Genomic DNA, 21619 nt, shown 5'->3' with positions numbered 1-21619 from the left:
CGACCAGCGGCCGGCCGCTGGCCTTCCACTCGTCGGTCGCTTCCCACAGCACCTCGCTGGCGAGGGCCGAGCCGCCCGGGGAGTCGACGCGGAGGACCAGCGCCTTGGCGTGCTCGTTCTTGAGCAGCTTGAGGATCTGGGCGCGAACCGGCGCGATCGACTCGCCCGAGATTTCGCCCTCGAAGGGGACCACGGCGATGAAGTCGGTCTTGCCCGTCTTGCCATCGTCCGACTGCAGCATCAGCTTGAAGAAATCGAAGACCCCGTCGATCTCCGGCCCGTCAAGATCGGGCAAGGCATACTCGTGGTCGAAATCGGCGCCTTCGTAGGCCGCCTTCACCGCGGCGGAAAAATCGGTTCGGTGCTTGAGGTCGTCCACCAGCCCCGCCTCCTTGGCTTCACCGGCGGTGAAGGTGCCGCGGTCGACCAGCGCACGGACTTTTTCCTCGGGAACCTTCCGGCCCTCCGCGATGGTGGTCACGATCTGGTCGAAGATCCCGCCGATCAGCTCTTCCTTCTGCTGCTTCGCGAAATCACTCGGGCCGGTGCGGTAGTATTCTTCGCCGAACGACTTGAAGTCGCCGATGTGGATCACGCTCGCGGTGACCCCGGCCTTGTCGAGCAGGCCCTTGTAATACATCGACTCGGAATAAATCCCGCTGAACGATACGTCACCTTCCGGCATCAGGGTGAAATGGTTCGCGGCCGATCCCAACAGGGCCGTGGCATTGCTGTAGCTGTCGGTGTAAAGCCAGACATCCTTGCCCGCGGCCCGTACCGCTTGAAGGCGGCGGGTGATCTCCTGGATCTGCGGGAGGCCCAGCGAGGCGTCGTCGGCGTCCACCACGACCGCCTTCACATCCGGATCATCGGCCGCCTTTTTCAGGCTGCGGGTGATGTCGAAAAAGGTCAGCGGCCGGCCGGGCTCCATGCCGAGTCCGCCGAGCAGCGACGGCTCCTCGCGGCCGGATTCGGTGACCGTGCCCTCGAGATCGTAGATGGCGACGATGGCAGGATCCACCTCCGCGGCGGCGAGAGGAAGAACGGCAAGCAGACTGAGAAGGACGGTGGTTTTCATGACGGGATCCGGGACAGCAAGCGGCAGCTTCCAGGGGATTTGCGCCTTTTTCGGACCACGGTCAAGGCGACCGGGCCGGATCCCCCGCCCGACCGGGAGCAAATGATTGAGTCCTGACTCGCCCTCCCCGCCGCAAATTAGTTCACTTTTCTTAAATTTCGATCTATGGATTCGCGCCATGACCCCTCAGCAGAAGGCGAACTGGATTCGCCGGTTGTTTACCCTGGTGATTCTCGGCGGCGGCGGCGCCGCCGGCATTTTCTTCGCGTTGCCTGACGGCTGGCTGTCGAAGATCTCGGCAGCCGGGAAAGATGACAGCCTCAAGGTGACCGAGGAGAACATCCTCGAAATCCAGAACACCCCCGGGAAGCTGGTGGTCACGAACATGATGCTCGACTGCAATCCCGACTCCAAGAAGCTGAAGAAGCTCCTGAAGAAGCTGCAGGAAGAGAAATACGGCGAACGCATCGTCGTGGCCGAGCTGGACATCGACGATCACCCCAAGCTGGCCGCTGAACAGGGCGTGGACACCAAGACACTCGAGGAATTCGCTGGCCATCTCAACTTCCACGCGGAGGGCAGGAAACTCGGCGACCTGATCGACGAGACCGATCCGGTCATCGTGGAAAAGACCATCGACCGCATGCTCGAGGGCATGGTGCAACGCATTGACAAGAACTGGCTACCCGAGGTGCCGGGCATGCAGCGAGATACCGGTCAGGATATCTTGAAAATCAAGCGATCGCCCGCCAGTAATTGACTCGCACCCCTCGTCATGAAGTTTTCCATCACTGCCGCCGCATTGCTCGCGCTGGCCGCACCCTCTTGCGAGAAGGTGCAAGGCCTCGTCTCCAAGGTGAAAGTCGCGGCCAAGCCGAAAGAGAAACCGGTGGCATCGACCGGTGTCGCCGATGTCCAGGAGCTCGACCCGGGCGCTTTTGATTCGTTCATTGCCACCCCCGGCCGCCTGGTGGTGGTGGATTTCCACGCCGACTGGTGTGGCCCCTGCCGCCAGTTGGGGCCGGTGCTGGAAGAGGTGGCGGGCGAATTCTCCGGCCGCGTCAGCCTCGGCAAGATCGACGTCGATCACGCCCGCGACCTCGCCCAGCGGGAAGGGGTCCGCAGCATCCCCGACGTCCGGCTCTACCGCGACGGCAAGCTGGTGGACAAGTTCATCGGCGGCCGGGACGCCGGGCGGGTCCGCAGCCTTTTTGAGCAACACAGCCAGGACATCGTGACGCCCGACCCGGACGAAGCAGGCAGCGAGGAACCCGCGGCCGCCCCGGAACCGGTGATCCAGCCGATGAAGAAGGACTGGCTCCCGCCAGGCATCGAAAAGCGCTAGCGCGGACGCCGGGACGGCCGGCGCGCGGGGAAGCAACGAAAACCGGCTGATCGCGGGCCGAAGGTGCAATCGCATCCATCCAACCCTTTACAAGGTCGGCGGTCCCTGCGAAACACCCCGAAATTTAGCCAACGCGCGCTGGATTTCCACGTCCCCGTCCCGCCATGCCCAAAGACACCTCGATCAAGAAAATCCTCGTCATCGGTTCCGGTCCCATCGTCATCGGCCAAGGCTGTGAGTTCGACTACTCCGGCGTCCAGGCCTGCAAGGCATTGCGCGAAGAAGGCTACGAGGTGGTGCTGGTGAACTCGAATCCGGCCACCATCATGACCGATCCGGAGTTCGCTCACCGGACCTACATCGAGCCGATCACCCCGGAAGTCGTCGAGAAGATCATCATCCGCGAGCAGCCCGACGCCCTTCTCCCGACCCTCGGCGGACAGACCGCGCTCAATACCTCGATGGCGCTCTTCAAGGCCGGCACCCTCGACAAGCACGGCGTGAAGATGATCGGCGCCAATGCCGATGCCATCGACAAGGGCGAGGATCGCCAGCGCTTCAAGGACGCGATGCTCAAGATCGGCCTGGACGTGCCGCAATCCGGCACCGCCCACACCATGGAGGAAGCCCGGCGCGTTGCCGACGAGATCGCCGGGCTCACCGGCAAGTCTTTCCCGCTGATCATCCGCCCCGCCTTCACCCTCGGCGGCCAGGGCGGCGGCATCGCCTACAACCGCGAGGAGTTCGAGGAGATCGTCGAAAGCGGCCTCGACCTCTCGCCGGTCACCGAGGTGCTCATCGAGGAAAGCCTGCTCGGCTGGAAGGAATTCGAAATGGAGGTGATGCGCGACCGCGACGACAACTGCGTGGTCATCTGCTCGATCGAAAACCTCGACCCGATGGGCGTCCACACCGGCGACTCGATCACCGTCGCGCCGATCCAGACCCTGACCGACCGCGAGTACCAGATCATGCGCGATGCCTCCTTCGCGGTCATCCGCGAGATCGGCGTCGAGACCGGCGGCTCGAACATCCAATTCTCCATCGACCCGGTCAGCGGACGGATGATCGTCATCGAGATGAACCCGCGCGTGTCGCGTTCGTCCGCCCTCGCCTCCAAGGCCACCGGCTTCCCGATCGCCAAGATCGCCGCCAAGCTGGCCGTCGGCTACACGCTCGGCGAGCTGCCGAACGACATCACCCGCGAAACCCCGGCCTCCTTCGAGCCGACCATCGACTACGTCGTCACCAAGCTGCCGCGCTTCACCTTCGAGAAGTTCCCGAAGGCCAACCCGGTGCTCACCACCTCCATGAAGTCGGTGGGCGAGGCGATGTCGATCGGCCGCACTTTCAAGGAGTCGATGCAGAAGGCGCTGCGCTCGCTGGAAACCGGCCGCTGGGGCTTCGGCTTCGACAAGAAGGACATGCACGGCGTGTCGCGCGAGGAGATCGAGAACAAGCTCGCCGTGCCGAACGCCGAGCGGATCTTCTGGCTCCAGACCGCCTTCATGAACGGCTGGACCATCGACGAGGTCTTCAAGGCCACCGCGATCGATCCCTGGTTCCTCCACCATCTCAAGGAAATCGCCGACGAAGGACGGAACCTCGCCGACCTCGACCTCAAGGACGCCAAGCGCCTCGGCTTCTCCGACCGCCAGATCGCCATGGCCCGCGCCCACGCCGGGTCGATCCATGACGTCTCGATCCACGGTGAAACCGACCAGCCCGCCGGCGCCCCGCCGCGCGCCGAGCCGGAACCCGCCGTGGCCGACGTGCCGACCGAGGACACCGTCCGCGCCGAGCGCAAGGCCAAGGGCATCGTCCCGACCTACCGCCTGGTCGACACCTGCGCGGCCGAGTTCGAGGCCTACACGCCCTACTTCTACTCGACCTACGGAGACGAGAACGAGGCCCGCGAGACCGACAAGAAGAAGATCATCATCCTCGGCGGCGGTCCCAACCGCATCGGCCAGGGCATCGAATTCGACTACTGCTGCGTCCACGCCGCCTTCGCGGTGAAGGAGCTCGGCTACGAGGCGATCATGGTGAACTCGAACCCGGAAACGGTTTCCACCGACTACGACACCTCCGACAAGCTGTTCTTCGAGCCGCTGACGCTGGAGGACGTCCTCAACATCTGCGACCAGGAGAAGCCGGACGGCGTGATCGTCCAGTTCGGCGGCCAGACGCCGCTCAACCTTGCCGCCGACCTCAAGCGCCATGGCGTGCCGATCATCGGCACCTCGCCGGAAAGCATCGAGCTGGCCGAGGACCGCAAGCACTTCTCCGCCCTGCTCGACAAGATCGGCCTCAAGCAGGCGGAAGCCGGCACCGCGACCTCCGAGGACGAGGCGCTCGAGGTTGCCAACCGCATCGGCTATCCGGTGCTGGTGCGCCCGTCCTTCGTGCTCGGCGGCCGCGCGATGATGATCGTTTACGACGACGACGAGCTGAAGAAATACATGAACGAGGCCGTGGACGCCTCGCCCGCGCGGCCGGTGCTGGTCGACCGCTTCCTCGACGGTGCCACCGAAGTCGACGTCGACTGCATTTCCGACGGCAGCATGGCGGTGGTTGGCGCCATCATGCAGCACATCGAGCAGGCCGGCATCCACTCCGGCGACTCCGCCTGCTGCATCCCCGCCTACTCGCTGTCCGAGCCGATCAAGGAAGAGATCACCCGCGCCGCGAAGGAACTCGCGCGCGAGCTGGACGTGAAGGGCCTGATGAACATCCAGTTCGCGGTCAAGGACGAGCAGCTCTACGTCATCGAGGTCAACCCGCGTGCTTCCCGCACCGTGCCCTTCGTTTCCAAGGCCACCGGCATCCCGCTGGCGAAGTACGCAGCCCAGATCATGGTCGGCAAGACGCTCGCGGAGCTCGGCTTCACCGAAACCGTCATCCCGCCGCACTTCTCGGTGAAGGAAGCCGTGTTCCCGTGGAACCGCTTCCCCGGCATCGACATCGTGCTCGGCCCCGAAATGCGCTCGACCGGCGAGGTGATGGGCATCGATGCCGACTGGGGCATGGCCTACGCCAAGGCGCAGATGAGCGCCTTCAACACCCTGCCGAAAAGCGGCAACGTCTTCCTGTCGGTCTCCGACCGCGACAAGCCGCTCGCCATGCCGATCGCCCGCGAACTGGTTGCGCTCGGCTTCGAGATCTACGCCACCGGCGGCACCTGCGACCGCCTGCAGGCCGAGGAAATCCCCTGCCACCGCCTCTTCAAGCTCAGCGAAGGGCGCCGCCCGAACGTCATCGACATGATGAAGAACCGCGAGATCCACTTCATCATCAACACCCCGAGCGGCCACGCCGCGCGCGAGGATGAAGTGAAGATCCGCAGCGGTGCCGTGGTCAGCAAGATCTCCTACTGCACGAACATGGCCGCCGCCGAGGCATCGGTGAAGGCGATCCGCTCGCTCAAGGACCAGGAGCTCACGGTGAAGAGCATTCAGGAGTACCACTCCTGAGCGCGAAGCGCCGCTGCACGATCCAGCCGAGGAATACCAGCGAGACCAGCGCACCTGTTGCATAGCAGGTGAGCTGGATGGTCTGGCTGATCAGCATGGGCATGGAGAAGTCGGGGTAAACCGCGTCCGGATACAGCGGCCTGCCGTTCATCCAGACCCAGGCCCCGGCGACCAGTCCCACCCCCTCGGTCACGACCACAAGGCAAGGGACCAATTTCAGCAGGATGCCGACCGGAACCTTCGGGAGGCGGCCCGCCCGGGCCAGAAACAAGGCCACCAGTCCGAGCACCAGGCCGGGACCAATCGAAGCCCGGAAGGCCCACGCCGCGGCGAGCAAGCTGAGGTTCTCGATCCCCCACAGCGGCGGGTGGTATTCCGTGAAATGCTCCGGTGAGATCCGGATCAGATACTGGTCGTGCAGCAGGCAATAAACAAAGACCTCCGCCCAGATCCCGAAGACGATGGCATAGGTGACCGAGCGCTTTTCCCGCAGCAGGTTCATGCAGTTCGTGAGGCTAGGGCTCGGCGCGGCGGCATTCTCATTCGCCGTGAAGGATTGGACCGCGAGTCGCCAGACTCGCCGAACCCTTCCAATGCGAGTCCGGCGACTCGCGTTCCATCGCCACCTTCCCGTTCCGCGGCTTCCTCGGCTCCCAAGCTCGTGACCATCAGCAGGCACCCCGCTGGAAAGGATCTCATTCTTCGAAGCGAACCGATTCCGAGCCGGAAGGTCAACATCGCTTCAACGGGCGTTTGCTCCGACTGAGAACATTGCCACCGGTTTTAGCTTTGTTTCACAAAGCGAATGCGCCATACTCCCCTCATGAACGGTGCCGTCCTAAAGGGATCCTCAATCAGCCTGTTGGCGGCGGCCTTCGCCCTGGCAACACGGGTCGAGCAATCTCCAGAATCCACCGGATCGGACCCACCGGATTCCTCACATCAAAGCGCCCCTGCCCTCCTGTCACCCGATGCCGGCTCCATCCCCGATCACTCCCCGAAATCACCCCGACCCACAAAGATGCGGGGTCGACTCCCCGACCGGTCTCTCGCCTCGAAATACGCTGGTGCGCCCAGAGTCATCGTTGGCGGGCAAGTGCACCGACCCGGAAATGTGGTTGCGAAAAACCTCCGGGAAGCCATCGAACGGGGTGGCGGGGCAACGGAGTTTGGGTCCATGAAGCGTGTCCGGCTCACCCGTGGCAGCGAGTTACGGGAATTCGATCTGACGCAGTCCGCCAAAACCATCTCCCTTCAGGCCCACGATGTCATCGAGGTACCTCAGAAGAGGTTTTTCGGCTACTGAGGACAACAACGAGTCGCTTCGGAAAATAAAAAACGCCCGGCCGCAGGATGCGGACGGGCGTTTGGGAAAACGATGCGTCGGGAGATTCCCCTTCGATCAGAGCTTCGGCTTGCCGGCGCGGCGCACGGTTCCGAAACGCTTCTGGAACTTGTCGATGCGGCCTTCGGTGTCGACGAACTGCGCCTTGCCCGTGAAGAACGGGTGCGAGTCGGACGTGATACCCATCGAGACGATGTAGTGTTCCACGCCGTCGATTTCTTCCGTCTTGTCGGAAGTCTTGGTCGAGCGCGTGACGAAGCGGGCACCGGTGGTCATGTCGACGAAGACGACCGGATTGTATTTGGGATGAAGATCCTTTTTCATGGCGGTGGTGGACCCGGTCACGTTTCCGACGCGGCGGGAGGCGGGAGAATGCACGGGAACCGCGCCGTGTCAAGCGGACGGAGCGCTCCAATTCAAGGCCCGCTGTCCCCGGTCTCGATCCCGGCCCCCCGCAGGAAGTTGATTTTCGCGACGATCCGGGCCTGCAACTCCTCCACCTCGGACACCGGATAGGCGGGAAAAGCCAATGACTTCGCCTGATTCGCCCGGCTGACGGCGGCAAGATATTTCTCCAGGGCAGCCTCCGGTTTGCGTTCCGACCAGAGCTTGTCACCCCAGGCCGTGAGATTCCTTGCGATCAGGAACGGGAGGCACTCCGAGCCCGGAATCACCACTGCCCGGTCATACTCGGCGGCGGCGTCCTCGAATCGCTCAAGCCCCTCCAGCCAAGGTCCGAGGAAGCAGGCGAGGGAAATCCGGTATTGTTGACCTGCGCTGCCGTACTCGCCGGCACGGGCCGAGGTGTCCTGGTCAAAGAGAGCTGCCGCCTTCTCGAGGGACTCGAGCGACGCGTCGAGTTGCCCTTCCTCCCGGAGCCGCTCGGCCTTCCTGAAATGATGGACCGACGCGGAGTAGCGGGCACGGAATCCACGCTCCAGGCCACCTTGCAGCCCGATCGCCCGATCGTATTCAGCCTCCGCCTCGTCATCCGCGGACAGGGAGCTCAGCGCATTGGCAAGATTGACGGACGCTTCGGCATCGAACGGATGCCGCAGGACGGCTTCGCGAAACGCCTCGACCGCCCCCTCCAGGAGCAATTGGCGGGACTCGCCTCCGGAGCCGGCCGCCCCCAACATGGAAAACTGGCCCAGTTGCAGCGGCAGCACGTGTCCCGGCCAAATCCCCGTCGCCCTCGCCATCCGGGCGAGCGCGTCTTCCTGCGAAGGCCGTTCCGCCGTGAAACGATAAACGACCGGAGCCATCTCCCTGAACACCCGGGCACCCTTGATCCCGAAGTAGCCGAGCACCCCGGCACAAACCGCCGGGATCAGCCCCTTGCAGCCGATCTCCAACTTCGACGGAAGACGATCAACCGGCCCCGACGTCTCGAGAATGGCCGCCAGTGCCAGCCCCAGCATCAGGACCGCCGGCGGCAAGTGGAACACAAAGTGAAAACACGCGTGCAGCAACAAGCCGGCGGTCGCCGCCAGCCCGCCCAGAAACACCGCCGACAAGCCGCTCGCGTCGCGGCGGTCCCAGCGTCCGATGATCCCGGCCACGACGACTGCACCGATGAAAATCACCGCCAGCAACAGCCCGACGGCGCCATAGTCGGTGGTGATCTGAAGAAACTCGTTGTGCACGAACTCCGGTTCGACGTCCGAAAACTTCGCCCAGTCTCCTTCCCAAAACCGGAAGTTTTCCCAGCTGAAACTCCGGCCTCCGCCGCCTTGCCACGGATGAATGGCGATGCAAGAAGCCGCCAGTTTCAGCCAAAAGAGACGCGCCGGATTGTCGAACAGCTGCTCGGGCACCCCGTCCCGGGAGCGGGCCGCCTGGGCTTCGGACATGCCCTGCCCGATCCAGATCATTGCCCCAACCACCAGGATCGGCAGGAGAATCACCAAAAGCCCAAGCGCCCGCGAACCGCGCCGCTGTGTCAACCATGGGGCTAGGACCAATAGCAACAGACCTCCCGCGCCGAGACCGACGATTCCCCCGCGTGACTTGGTGAATACCACCCCTGCCGCCGCAGCCATCGCCACGATCACCATGAAAGCCCTGAACCAACCCGTACGACGGGGATCCCAGGCCAAGCCGCCCGACAACAAGGCCACAGCGAGCAAGAATGCCGCGCAATCACCATAGTAGGCAAAAAATCCCGACGGAAAAATCTCCGTGCCTCGGGGCAACCACAGGACATGGCTGGCGTCCTTCGCTTGCAAGGCCATCGGAATCCAGTTCGCGATCACGAGCACGCCCAAGCCTGTGAACAGGATCTCGACGGCAGCAGGCCGGGAAAAGACCGCCCGCCCGACCCAGAAAATCGCCACACACGATGCGAGGAGCATGCCGTCGGCAATCGCAAACTCGGCCACCGGAGAAGAGCAACAACGCCACGCCAGCCACGCGACCAGCGCTCCGCCCGTGATCACCACGCTCCGCGGCAGGTGCGGCGGACTGAAGACCACCAGCAAGGCGGACAAAGCCAGCCCGATCAGGGCGGGAGCCGACGGCCAGACGGCGAGCTGCGGCCCCAGCGTCACTGAGGCCACCATTGCCGCCAGCAGTGCCACTGCGGCCACGGTCACCGGCTTCGAACTCCCGGGCGGGATATTGGATTCAAGACTCATCGAAGATCGCCACGGATGCTTAACGCCTGCCCCTGAAAGTCCAGCCATGCTTCCCGGCCACCTCAAGCGCGAGCGACGGTGCTCGCACACCGTTCAGTCGCCCCCCCCCTCCGGAGAGGGGAAAACGATATCGTCCCCGGTCCACATTTCCCGGTCGGGTCCCGCCGATCGCAAGGCGGTCCGCCGCGACGACTCACGGTGGAAGAATAGCGGTTGTTCCCAACGGTCGAGCAATTCGCCCTGTGAGCTTACAGCTGGATGTCCCGGCACAATCCACGCCACCCGGTGCGGATTCTCTCCCTGGAGGAACCGGGTGAAATCGGCGTTGTCGGCCAGCGGGATGCGATCGATGTCCTTCACCAGCAATACCGCGGCGTCCAGAAGACCGGTCACCTCTTTCAAGTCATCTTCGGCGGAACGACCGGGATCGCGATAATGCCGCGCAAAACCGGTATCACCGACGACCGTGAATCCTTCCAATGAAACAGCGACGGCGGCCGGAGCCACCGCCGCTGCCGGACGAGGATCGACGGCCGGGGTGCCCCCTCGCTCCCGCAGCATCCACCACACCGCGGCCAGGGAGATCAGGACGACCACCCCCGGAAGCCCCCGCCTCATGGCGGTGGGTCTCCCATCAGGAACCCCAGCGGCGCGCCGTCCACGGGGTCATGGAATCGCGTCAAATTCGGCAGCACCAGCGGCAGGTTCGACGGGCTCACCCCCATCCAAAGCGCCAGCTCGGCGAAATACTCGTCCACCGAGGTCGTCGGGATCAAGCGGCCGCGGCCCGTGTCCAGCGACGAGCCGAGCGCCAGCTCGGGGTAGGTCCCGTAGATCCTCCCGCCGTTGACCGCCCCGCCGACCACGAACTGGTTGCCGCCCCAGGCGTGGTCCGTCCCCGAGCCGTTCGATGACAAGGTGCGGGCGAAATCGGAGGCGGAAAACAAGGTGACCTGATTCTCCAGTTCCAGCTCGGCGATTGCGGCTTGGAACTCGGAAATCGCAACACTCAACGTGGAAAGCAAGCCGGGATGATTTGACTCGATGTTCCCATGGAGATCCCAGCCCCCCATATGGACGAAGAAAGTCTGGCGCTTCTTCGACAACACATCCCGAGCCGCAATGGTCTTGGCGACCATTTGAAGTTGCGACGAAAGCGTGTTGGCAGCAGTGAAGGGGCTGGTGACTACCGGAGCCGAAGCCAACGATGCCTTGAACGTGGAGTTGGCATCGACGGCATTGCGTTTCATCTTCGCGAACGCGCGCTCGAAGGCGTTCTGGTACTGCGCGTCCATGATCGACTCCATGGCCTGGCGACGCGACAGGTAAGAACCTGCATTCCAGTAAGAAAGCTCCACCGCTCCGCCAGTCCCGATGGCAAATGGAACCACCTCCGCACCGCTCTGGAAGAGATTGATTCCACCAAGCGAGACGTTCATCGAGACCGGACCGGCACCGTTCAGTTCGTCGAGCAGGTCACCCATCCGGCCACCCCAGCCCGCACCAGGCGCGCGACTGTCAGGCAACGACGACTGCCAGTGCATTTGCTGGTCGCTGTGGGAAAACAAACCGAGCGGAAGCTTCGCAACCCCATTTTGATAAGTCGCCAGCGTCGTCGGCTCCACCAGTGTTCCGACGTTGGCAATGAAAGTGGCCTTGCCACCCGAATAGAGGTTCCACAATCCCTGCATGCTGTCGTTCAGCCCGAGCGAACGCCCGTCGGGAACGCTTCCGCCGAGTGGAAGGAAGCGATTCTGCGGCACCGCAACACTCCCGCGGACGGCGGAGTACTCGGCATAGCCAGTCGAGTCCACCGGGGCCAGCATGTTAAACGAGTCGTTGCCCCCCGCGAGGAAGACGCAGACCAAGGCGCGGTATTCATCGTCCGCCGGCACTTCCGCTGCAGCGACATCTCCGACCAGCCGCAGGTTCAAGATGGACGAAAGGAGCGAAGCGGTTCCGACGGCAGCACAGCTCGCTTCACCGAGAAACCGGCGGCGGCTGAGGAATCGGTCGAACGGGTTGGGACGGGAAGCCTTCATTTCAGCACCACGAAATCGGGAGATTCGACGATCAGGTGAACGGCGGTCTCCACCTTCAGTTCCGCCGTCGCCTGCGCCTGCACCGCGGCGATCACCGCCTGGCGGGTCGTGGCGGACAACTGGCCCCAGGTGAGCAGCGAGTCGAGATAGTCCACCAGGGCGGGAGCATCGGCGGAGAGCGCCTGGGGGACGGTGAAGTCGCAGTGGAGGATGTCCGCTTCCGGCATCCAAAACGGGTCCAGCCCGCGATCGATGACGCGCTGCAGGAGGTTGTCCGTCTGGATCAGCCGGTCGGCGGAAGCAATCTCCAGCTCCGGCGAAAACAGTCCGCGCTCCCTTAACTCGCCGGCAGGCCGGTGGTCGGGAAGGTAGAAATTGAAAACCGACGGCGACCACAGCGGCTGCTGGCCCAGCAGCTTCGGAGCATCGGCGATGACCACGGGAAAAGTCGCCGGCGTGCGCGAGTTGCGCGCCTTGAAGGCCCGCAGCAGGGCGACGAGACGGAGGAAGGGCTCGCGCACCATCCCCGAGCTATCGCCGCGGGCTTCCGGCGTGCGTGCCTCCGGGTCCATCAGGATCGCTTCCAGCACCGCCTTGAGGTCGCCCTTTGTCCCGCCGCCATTGTTCTCCCACACGGCCGCCACGCGGCGGAGGTAGTCCGGGCTGGGATTCGAACAAGTGAAACGCTGGATCAGCAAGCGGCTGATGAACGGAGCGATGTTCGGGTGGGCGCACAACGCGTCGAGCGCATCGTCGATGTCCTCGGCACCGGTCTGGCCGGCCGGGATTACCACGCCGTTGACGAGGTGCTTCTCGCCGGTTTCGTGTTCCTCGTCCCACATTTTCATCGGGTGGACGTAGTCGTTGCCGCTGACCGGGGTGAAGAACGTGTGCGCGTTCGGCCCGCCGAATCCGAAGCCGGTAAACACTTTCGCCATCTCCATGATGGTGGTGTTGTCGTAAGTCGGGATGGCACTGCCCTCCTGATCCAGCTTGCGGGATCCATCGGGGTTCAACTCCCACAGCCCGATGGTGAAAAGCTGCATGATTTCCCGGGCAAAGTTCTCGTCCGGAAAGCGCCCGATCGAGGGGTCCGATTTCCGGTTCTGCAGATGGGACAGGTAGAAACCCATCTGCGTGCTGTAGCTCACGTCTTCCAGCAGGTTGCGGTAGTTGCCGAGCGAATGCTGGAGCAGGATGTCGTAGTAGTCGGCCTGGACGAACGAGTTCTGGCGGATGGCGTCGTTGCCTGCGTTCGAGATGACCAGGATCTGGCTCAGCGCGTTGCCCATCCTCAGCCGCAGCTGGTCGGGCGCGGTCATCGCCGCTTTCCACCAGCCCCGGCCCCACCAGACGGGGAATCCGCCGCCCTGGCCGAGCATGGCCTGGTAGGTCGTGGTGGTAGTTGCCGGGCTGAGTTGCTCGTCCAGCCAGCCGCCGATCCCGACGGACATCACATGGTCGATCAGATCCGGGTCCGCACCGAAGGACGCTTGGGCGAGGAAGCGCACGACCTCGCCCCGCACGGGCGGGCGCCGGCTGATTTCGCGGCCGTCGGCCAGCAGCAGCGTCCCGGTTCCCTCCAAGGCGCGCAGGCCGGCGGAATAATCCCGCCGGGCGGCTTGCCCGGAGCTGGAGGGAGATTGGTCGCTGAATCCGAGAAGCTCTTCCTCCCAAGCGTTCAAGCCGTCGCCATCGCCGTCGTGGTCGCCCGCTCGCAAGCGGAAGATGCCGGAGGCCCCCGTGACAGGGACCTGCATCTGCAACGGACCGGCGGCATCAGCCACCAAGGTTCCGGCCGCCGACCACTCTCCGGACTCCGGATCGAACCGTTCCGCCGCGTAGGTTTTCCCTTTCACCCCGGTCCACTGGAACACCACCGCATCGTTGCCCGGTGCCATCGCAAACGATGCGACCTTCAGATAATCGCCGGGGTCAAACGGATCAGTTCCCGCAGTTGCTTCCGCCGCATTGCTGAAGCCATCGCCATCATCGTCGGCGGCGGGATCCAGCCCGGGATGGATTTGCTGCCAAAGATCCGATACCCCGTCACCGTCCTGGTCCACGGCCGCTTCACCAGGAAGCGCGGACAAGGCGAACGAGAGGAACAACAGGCGGCGGAGCGGGCTTTGGGAAAACAAGCGGCGTGATGGATTTTCGCGGAGGCTAGACAGGGATCCCTGGAATGGCAACGCCCGGGAACCAACGGTTAGTCGGTGGAAACCCGTATCCGGGCGAAGCCGCGCTCCCCGGCCAGCGGCAGTGCCATCCGTTGATAGCCCGCGGGAACGCCGTCCTGGTTGGCCGCGACCTGCGGCTCGGCGGCGGAAGCCTGCCAATCGCCGAGGTCGCCACAGGTTTCCACCCTGTATTCGAATGGACCGCCAATCCTCCGGAGAAAGACCAGCGCCGCCCCCGCGGGCACGGGTTCGATGCCCAGCAACTGCGTGCCCGGATCCGCAACCACGGGATTTCCACCGAGCGCTTCCTCCAGCGAATCGTCCCGACCGTCCCCATCCAAGTCGGCGATGGCGCAGCCGTGGATGAGATGGGCGGAACCGCCGGTCTCGATGACCGTAGCCACCCACTGACCTTCGGCCGTCATGAAGCCGCCCTTGCCGTCCTCCGACGTCCCGCCGCCATCGACCAGGAACCCGGCCGCTTCCAGCGGGCCGTCGCTCGTCAAGAAATCCGCGCCGGCCTCCACCACTGGCATCGCATGGCGGCCGTTCCAGCGCACCAGCACTTCCCGCACCAGCACTTCCCGCGCGAGACCTTCCGCCGGCGTCACCGTCAGACGACCGCACGCCATCCCGGCCGGACCGCAGCTCCATGCGTCCGGACCTGCCAGCGAGTCCAAGGTCACGGTCTCCCCGCCCAGCGCGAGCGGGCCGCCCTCCCGACAGAGCATTGCCGCGGTCCCGTCCGGCGTGACTTTCACCAGACAGGCCGTGACTTCAACCCCGTCATCGACGCCCGCCCGTTGCCAAACCGTGCCGCCGGCATCGACCAGAGTGCCCTTCCCGTCGGCAGGCAGCACCAGCGCCTCGGCGGCGGCCAGCCACGGCTGGCCGCCATCCCGCAGCACCACCGACCACTCGCCGCCGGACGCGGACCGCCGGAGCAGCGCCCCGTCGGAGCCCAGCCGGACCGCCGCGATCAAATCGCCGGCGTCGTTCAGGCGCACGTCGCGCAACTCCGTCACGGTCCCGGCGACAGGCAATCCGGGGACACCACTGCCGGTCTTGAGAAGAAAAAGCCATTCATCCGCGACCCGCGATACCAACGCCTGTCCGCCGCCGGCATCCGGCAGCATCGCGGCCAGCCACCCGCCGTTGTTGAGCGAAAGCCGGGCGGTCCGCAAGTCGCCGCAGGTCCACGGACTGCCGCTGTCGTCCAGCACCTCGCCTTCCGCCACCAGCACCGCTGCGGTGCCGCCCGCTGCCTCGACCAACGCGGTGTCGGGTTCCGGACTGCTCCCGCTCGCGACGAAAAGCTGCGCCACCGCCGTTCCCCCGGCATTCATCACCAACTCCGGCACGACACCTTCCGGTACTGCCGCCACCGTCAAAAACCCGCTGCCCCAGCTGAGGTCAGCCCCTTCCCGTGCCAATGACCGGACCAAGCCGCCGCGGCCGGTCCACCACCCGCAGCGCGGGATTTGCACGGAATCAACGAAACCCGACTGCATCGCTATCACCGGCATGGCCGCCTCGCCACCGACCCGCAGCGGATCGTCCGCCGACGGGGCGTGGGTGCCGCTGCCCAGGTCGTAGAGTGTTTCGCCCTCCAACACCGTCCGGTGCCAGCGGTCGCCGAGGCGGGTGAGCACGGCCTGCTTTTCAGCCGTTCCGGCCAGCGTCGCCCGCACCGCGATGGCCCCGCCCCCGCCGATCCGGGCCTTGCCGAGCCCCGTGATCGCCGGGCCACCCCCATCCTTGGCCACCCATTCGATTCCCCGGGTCACCAGTTCCTGGAAATTCGGCTGTACCCAAGTCCGCGCGTCATGGCCGCCGGAGTGGTAGAAGACCCGGCCGAGCCCTTGCAGCCGGACCCATGTCATCTCCGTCTCCGGGCCGGGCCCTGGTCGCACGGTCAGGATCGTGCGATCCGTCGCGAGGTTCTGGAATTGGTAGGGTTCGTCCACCGAAGTGTAGGTCCCCAGCCCCTTCAGGATCGGATGATCCACCTCGAGGATTACCTGGGTGAATTCCTGGATCGCATAGTGCCCGAGGAAGGCTCCGCCAATCACCGACGTGACCGTATTTGCCGGCGGCGACGACCAGCACGCCACATGCATCGCCGCCACGCCGCCACCTCCATCCGCGTACCGCTTGATCGCCTCTTCCTGGTCACCGGAAATGTAGGAAAACGCGTTGCCGTAAATGAACAGCGCGTCGTGCTGGCCCAGCTTCGCCGCGTTCATATCCGTCAACTGGGTGGTGAAGGTGATCTTAAGGTCGCGCTCCGCCCACGGCAGGCGCATCAGCGAGTGGAAGGCACCCGGATTGTGGTGGCCGTTGACCTGGCGGCCGAGGAACAGGATCTCTCGCGGTCGAGGTGACGGATCACCCGTGGCGAGCACGCTGGCTGGCAGTCCCGGCCCTTCCTCGGCGGTGCCCGGCGACGCCAAGGCCAATGCGACGGTCAACGCCGGAAGAAACCGGATCGCGTGCCGCCGCCAAAGCGTCGGTGGAGTGACATTCATCGGGTCGATGGCCACCACCCAAACACGTCGGACTGAACCGGGCGAAAGAAAAGCGGCGCCACCGCTCATTCCGGTTCCGCCGCCACGGTGACCGTCAGGTTTTTGAGCGCGGCCGGAAACCCGGTCTTGGCTACGGACATCACCAAGGCGTCGCCGGCTTGCAGCGAAACTTCAGGCCCGAGCGCCAGCTCCAATCCGTTGAACGCCGACCACCGGGCGATTCCCTGGGTATTCCCCGAGGCGATCACTCCTTGGTCGATGCCGTTACGGAAGCAATGCAATTCAAGATTCCAGTAGGTCTTGGTCGTCGAGACCAGATCACCGCCGATGAGCACCGTCACTTGTCGAACCCCGATCGGGGTGGGAGTCACGCCGCAGGGGATCAGGCTCGTCGCCTTGATCTGGGGAGCTATCGCGAAATGCGTCGTGTGGGCCGTGGTGTCCGGAAAGCTCGCGTCTCCCCCGAACACAATCCGCCGCGCCGAGGAGGGCACTTGGCCGTCGAGCCGGAACACGTGGGTGCCGGAACCGCCCACGTAACAATCCTCGATCAGGATCGACGTGTTCATGCGGGTGAGGGACTTCACCATTACCGAGTTGGCCGGCATCTGGATTCCGCTGCATTGGCGGAAACGAAGCCGTTCGCATCCCTGAACCGTCATCATCTCCGTCCGGGGAGTGATGCCGTCACCCATGAAGGTGCATTCTTCAAAAGCGATGTTCGAGGGGATCGGCATCCCGAGCGCAGTCCCCAGCACCGCATCGCGGACGCGCACCCGCTCGGTGCGGCAGTTCCTCATCGTGATCCCGGTATTGTGACCTTCGCTGGAAGATTCCAGATAGAGTCCGTATTCGCCGTCGCCGAATTCCGAACCAATCATGCACAGCCCATCGATGTCGATCGCATGGATGTGCTTCCGGGTCACCGACTGGCCGTTGTCGTCCTGACCATTGAAAGCGCTCGACAACACCGTGGAGACATTGGTGCGCGGACCTCCGGTCCAATTTGACTCCCGGTTGCCCTTGAAGAAACACTTCTCGATCAACAGGTAATCCGTGTGGCGGGTGTAGAGGCCGCTGCCGCCGAAGTTGCGTATCTGGCAATCCCGCAGCGTGATCATCTTCGGTGTATGGTCGAGGCAGTCGATCCCGACCTGGCTGCCGGTCGAAGTGCCGAAAAGGGTCAACCCGTCGATCAAGATCCGTTGCGTCGGACCGCCGGCTTTGCCGAGAGTGAACAGGTTGAACCCGTCCGAAGCGCAGGCCACCGCCGAGCCATGGCCGATCAAGCGGACATCAACCCAGTCGAGATCGAACCCGGCCGAAACGCGGTAGCGCTTGCCCGGCTCGAAGACCACCGGCTGCAGGGTGGTGCGAGCCTTGGCGAAGGCCGCCTGGATGGCGGAGGTATCGTCGGCGATCCCGTTGCCCACGGCCCCGTGGTCGCCGACATGGATCGTGGTGGCGGGCGGGAGCCCGATGGCCTTGCGAAAGGCAGCCGCCTCCACGCCGGTGCCGTCGCTCGGCAGCAGCGCCCCGTCGTGGCCCGGCACCGTCACCCGCTGAATCTCGCCGTTGCCGCGCACGATCTCGATCGCCTCGACACCGAACGCGTTCTTCCGGAGTTCCAGGCGTTCCGCTGCAGCCGCCGACCCGGCCAACATGGCATAGGGAACCGCGAGCAAGCGCTGGCGTGGCAATTGCGGCACGCCGTCCACGGCCAGTTCCAGCCAAAGTTCCCCCCCGGCTCCCAAGGCCGCGGCAATCCCCGGGCTCTGGATCTCGCCCTGCGGACCAGGTAGCCGGCTGATACCCGACTGCCCGAACTGGAAGCTATAAACCCCGCTGTTGAGGCTCACCTCCCCAATGTCCTCGGTATAGCGGACGGAACCGCCGGCCGGGGCATCATGGATCGTCAGCGCCATGGTCCGGCTACCGGAAAGGGGAACGCCGGCATCGTCGGCCAACCGGCCCTGGAAGTTGATTGCCTCGGGCAGCGCCAGCACCGGACAAACGGCGAGCGCAACGAAGGCCAGGATCTTGAAAAGTCGGTTCATGAAACGCTCAGGGAATCCTCGCTTCGAGGACGTGGAAACGGCGGGAACCCGGGCGTGACGGGACTTCCAGGGTGATGGTGGAACCGCCGCCGGACGCCTCCGCCTCCAGCAGCCAACTGCCGGGCCTCAGCGAATCGCTCGACCAGAGTCGATAGCTCCTGCCGACGACACCGTGGAACGAGAAGCTCCAGCCGCTCCCCGTGCGCTCCGGCACGGCCAGAGAGAAGTACGAAGAGCGGGAACGCGGATCGGTGCCTGCGACATACTCGCTGCGGGAGTCCGCGCCGTCGCCGTCGGGATCCTCATGGCCGTCCGCGACATCCGGATCCAGACCGTGATCAATCTCCCAGCCATCCGGCATGCCATCACCGTCGCCATCGGGCAACGGGGCGGCGGGAAAGAGGGTCGGCACCACACCGGGAACCCCGCGGCTGGTCGCCGGCACCGCCGTCCCGATGCTTCCCCCGATGCTGAAACCGGAACTACCGGCGTCACCGCCGGAATCGATCCCGGCACGCGCCGACGCGCCCGCCAGCAACAACACCAGCGGGATTCGAGAACATTTTCGCATCACCAGCACGAAGGGAGATCTGGAATCGGTCCGGGCTCCTGTCAAGACGTGGCCCGAAGGGTGGCCCGGGTCCACCGGACACGCCTCCGGCTTTGACCCCGGCTGTACCGATGGAGACGGGCGAAGGGGGAAAAATCACCGCGAATCCAGGACGACCCGGGCCCGCACGGTTGACCGCCGCCGCCGGCACCGGCATAGCTCGCATCGCCGCCCGATGAAACTCGTCGTCTTCGCCCACGTCCCCCCGCCCCATCATGGGCAGAGCGCGATGGTGAAGCTGATGCTCGACGGTTTGGGCAGCGGCGCCCACGGCGACTTCGAGCTGCTTCACGTGGACGCCCGATTTTCCGACACGATGGCCGAGGTCGGCGGCAGCGGTCTGGGAAAGGTCGTCCGCGCGATCCGCTTCGCCGCACGGGCGATCCACTTCCGTCTCACCGAGGGCGCACGGGTTTTCTACTATGTCCCCGCACCGCCCAAATTCGCCGCGATGGCGCGCGACTGGATCGTGCTCGCGCTCTGCCGGCCGTTTTTCCCGAAGGTGATCTTCCACTGGCACGCCGTCGGCCTCGGTGCCTGGACGGAGGAGGCGCGGACAAGCGGCGAATTGAAGGACCGGCTCGCCGCTTGTCTCAACCGCCTGCTGCTGGGGAGACACCACCGCTCGCTGGTCCTGACCGGGTGGGCGCGCTCTGATGTCGCGGTCTTCGCTCCGCGGGAGATCGCCGTCGTCGGCAATGGCATCGCCGATCCTTGTCCTGACTTCGACCGCGAACGATTGGAGACACGCCGCGCCCGGGTCGAGAGCCTGCGGAGGTCGCTGCTGACGGACGGTCTTCCGGATCACTATCGCGTCTGTTTTCTCGGCCACTGCATGGAGGAAAAGGGACTGTGGGACGCGATGCGGGCGGTCGCCATCGCGGCGGCACAGCTCCGCCCGCGGCCGCTCGGCATCCGGCTGGCCATTGCCGGCGAGTTTCCCACCCCGCGGGACCGTGAGACCTTCGCCGCGCTGAAGGACTCGCTCGCCGCGGAGTTCGGGCTCGCCGACGATTGGGTCGAACACGCCGGATTCGTGGGAGGCGAAGCAAAGCGGCGCTTTCTGGAACGCGCCGACTGCCTGGTCTTCCCCACCCGCTACGCCGCGGAGAGCTTCGGTCTGGTGGCGGCGGAAGCGCTGGCCTTCGGCATTCCTCCGGTCACTTCCGATTGGCGGATGTTGCCCGAGCTGATGGGGGCGGTCGGTTTGCCCGTGGCGACGGCCGGCGATCCCGGGTCCATCGCGCACGAGCTGGTCGCCTCCATCGGCCGCGATGATCCGGCACGCCTGCGGGCGGAGTTTCTCGCCCGCTTCACCGCCGAGGCACATCTGGAGCAGCTCGCCCAGGCGATTGGTCGCTAGGGCCGGCCTGCCCCGAACAACTTCCGGTACTCCGCCATCGTCCGCTCCGCGATCTGGTCCCAGGTCAGGTGGGCCAGAACGTAGTCGCGGTTCTTCGCCCCCAGTTCCGGCCAGCGGTCGCGCTGCGCCAGCGCGGAGGTGAGGGCGGCTTGGATCGATGCCGGATCGGGATCGTGCAGGAACCCGCCACCGGCTCTTTCCACATGGCTGGCCACGCCGGCGCGGCGGGAAACGATCACCGGCCTCGCCGCGAGCATCGCTTCCATGATGGTCAGGCCGAAACCATCGAAGCGGGACGGCAGCACCACCAGGTCCGCCTCGGCGTGAAGACGGATCGAGGGTTCCTGGCGTGCGCCGGTGAAAGTCGCGGGAATCCCGAACTCGGCGGCCATCGCCTCGAGCGACGATCGATCGGTCCAATCGTTTCCCGTGAGCACCAGACGCACGCCGCGCGCGGCGGGATCGCTGTTGCGGAAGCGAGCAAAGCCCTCGAGCAGAAGATCCAATCCCTTGTGGTTCCGATCCATGCGGCCGAGGTAGAGGAGGCGGATTTCATCCCCACGGTCCGGCGCGGGTTCGGTGCCGTTCAACTCACCCAGCATGGCCGGATCGCAGCCGTTGGGGACGGAAAACACCGGCACGGTCACCCCCAGCGCGCGCAGCGGCGGCTCGTGGCTTTCATCCAGCAGCTGCACCGCCCGTGCCCGGTTCATCATCGGCACCTCGAATAACCGCTCGTAGCAAACCTTGCGCCACGCGTGGTGGCGGCGCAGCTCCGCCACATAGGGATCGTGCGGCATGAACAAGTAAGGAATGCCGGCGCGATCCAGTTCCCGCGCCAGCCCCGCGTTGAACGGGTTGTAGGTGCCGTGGAGCACCACGCCGTCCGGCCTCAGCCGGCTTTGCCGCAAATCCGACCGCAGTGACGGCGGCAGCCGGAACGGATTCCGGCCGCGGAGCGG

At 65.0% G+C, this 21619-nt stretch carries 16 protein-coding genes; 5 read left to right on the top strand and 11 right to left on the bottom strand.

Annotated elements, in window-relative coordinates:
* Nucleotides 1–1078, bottom strand: a 1078-nt coding sequence (locus tag IG178_RS02105) for a S49 family peptidase (RefSeq protein ID WP_193210843.1), incomplete at its 3' end; no start/stop codon positions are given.
* 106 nt (nt 1079–1184) lie between these two features.
* Between IG178_RS02105 and IG178_RS02100 the strand changes: the two genes are divergently transcribed.
* The 3 genes from IG178_RS02100 (at nt 1185) to carB (ending at nt 5896) form a co-directional block, all read left to right on the top strand.
* Entirely contained in the window at nt 1185–1838 is a 654-nt protein-coding gene (locus tag IG178_RS02100) for a YbbN family protein (protein ID WP_226894640.1), read from the top strand.
* A 15-nt stretch (nt 1839–1853) separates the two neighbouring features.
* Complete coding sequence (locus IG178_RS02095; RefSeq protein ID WP_193210841.1) at nt 1854–2423, top strand: thioredoxin family protein; 570 nt, start codon at nt 1854–1856, stop codon at nt 2421–2423.
* Nucleotides 2424–2587: 164 nt separating this feature from the next.
* Entirely contained in the window at nt 2588–5896 is a 3309-nt protein-coding gene (gene carB / locus IG178_RS02090) for a carbamoyl-phosphate synthase large subunit (protein WP_193210840.1), read from the top strand.
* Here the strand turns inward: carB and IG178_RS02085 are convergent.
* Nucleotides 5862–6398 carry a hypothetical protein gene (locus IG178_RS02085; protein ID WP_193210839.1) on the bottom strand — a complete coding sequence of 179 codons (537 nt, stop codon included), beginning with the start codon at nt 6396–6398 and terminating at the stop codon, nt 5862–5864. The two genes, carB and IG178_RS02085, sit on opposite strands and share 35 nt — an antisense overlap.
* 303 nt (nt 6399–6701) lie before the next feature.
* Between IG178_RS02085 and IG178_RS26345 the strand changes: the two genes are divergently transcribed.
* Nucleotides 6702–7202 carry a polysaccharide biosynthesis/export family protein gene (locus IG178_RS26345; RefSeq protein ID WP_425499861.1) on the top strand — a complete coding sequence of 167 codons (501 nt, stop codon included), beginning with the start codon at nt 6702–6704 and terminating at the stop codon, nt 7200–7202.
* A 96-nt stretch (nt 7203–7298) separates the two neighbouring features.
* Here IG178_RS26345 and IG178_RS02080 read toward each other — a convergent pair whose 3' ends face one another.
* The 8 genes from IG178_RS02080 to IG178_RS02045 all read right to left on the bottom strand — a co-directional run bounded on the left by IG178_RS02080 (nt 7299) and on the right by IG178_RS02045 (nt 19255).
* Nucleotides 7299–7565, bottom strand: a complete 267-nt coding sequence (locus tag IG178_RS02080; protein WP_193210838.1) for a type B 50S ribosomal protein L31 — start codon at nt 7563–7565, stop codon at nt 7299–7301.
* 92 nt (nt 7566–7657) lie between these two features.
* On the bottom strand, nt 7658–9877 hold the full coding sequence (locus IG178_RS02075; protein ID WP_226894639.1) for an O-antigen ligase family protein: 2220 nt from the start codon (nt 9875–9877) through the stop codon (nt 7658–7660).
* 93 nt (nt 9878–9970) lie between these two features.
* On the bottom strand, nt 9971–10384 hold the full coding sequence (locus IG178_RS02070; RefSeq protein WP_193210837.1) for a hypothetical protein: 414 nt from the start codon (nt 10382–10384) through the stop codon (nt 9971–9973).
* Between the two features lie 107 nt (nt 10385–10491).
* Complete coding sequence (locus IG178_RS02065) at nt 10492–11919, bottom strand: DUF1501 domain-containing protein (protein WP_193210836.1); 1428 nt, start codon at nt 11917–11919, stop codon at nt 10492–10494.
* Nucleotides 11916–14060 (bottom strand): DUF1800 domain-containing protein, encoded by a 2145-nt coding sequence (locus IG178_RS02060; RefSeq protein ID WP_193210835.1) that lies wholly within the window; start codon nt 14058–14060, stop codon nt 11916–11918. The genes IG178_RS02065 and IG178_RS02060 overlap by 4 nt, the downstream gene beginning before the upstream one ends.
* A gap of 68 nt (nt 14061–14128) precedes the next feature.
* Nucleotides 14129–16570 (bottom strand): ThuA domain-containing protein, encoded by a 2442-nt coding sequence (locus tag IG178_RS02055; RefSeq protein WP_193210834.1) that lies wholly within the window; start codon nt 16568–16570, stop codon nt 14129–14131.
* Nucleotides 16571–16692: 122 nt separating this feature from the next.
* Complete coding sequence (locus tag IG178_RS02050; RefSeq protein WP_193210833.1) at nt 16693–18684, bottom strand: right-handed parallel beta-helix repeat-containing protein; 1992 nt, start codon at nt 18682–18684, stop codon at nt 16693–16695.
* Nucleotides 18685–18691: 7 nt separating this feature from the next.
* Complete coding sequence (locus IG178_RS02045) at nt 18692–19255, bottom strand: hypothetical protein (RefSeq protein ID WP_193210832.1); 564 nt, start codon at nt 19253–19255, stop codon at nt 18692–18694.
* Between the two features lie 214 nt (nt 19256–19469).
* Here IG178_RS02045 and IG178_RS02040 point away from each other — a divergent pair, with 214 nt between their 5' ends.
* Complete coding sequence (locus IG178_RS02040; protein WP_193210831.1) at nt 19470–20657, top strand: glycosyltransferase; 1188 nt, start codon at nt 19470–19472, stop codon at nt 20655–20657.
* On the opposite strand, the gene IG178_RS02035 is transcribed toward IG178_RS02040, so the two are convergent.
* On the bottom strand, nt 20654–21619 hold a 966-nt coding region (locus tag IG178_RS02035; RefSeq protein ID WP_193210830.1), incomplete at its 5' end, for a glycosyltransferase family 4 protein. The genes IG178_RS02040 and IG178_RS02035 overlap by 4 nt on opposite strands.

Source organism: Neoluteolibacter marinus, from assembly GCF_014904755.1.
GTDB classification, from domain to species: domain Bacteria; phylum Verrucomicrobiota; class Verrucomicrobiia; order Verrucomicrobiales; family Akkermansiaceae; genus Haloferula; species Haloferula marina.
Note: the sequence above shows the minus strand (reverse complement) of the source record. Positions and strands in the feature narration are given on the sequence as shown.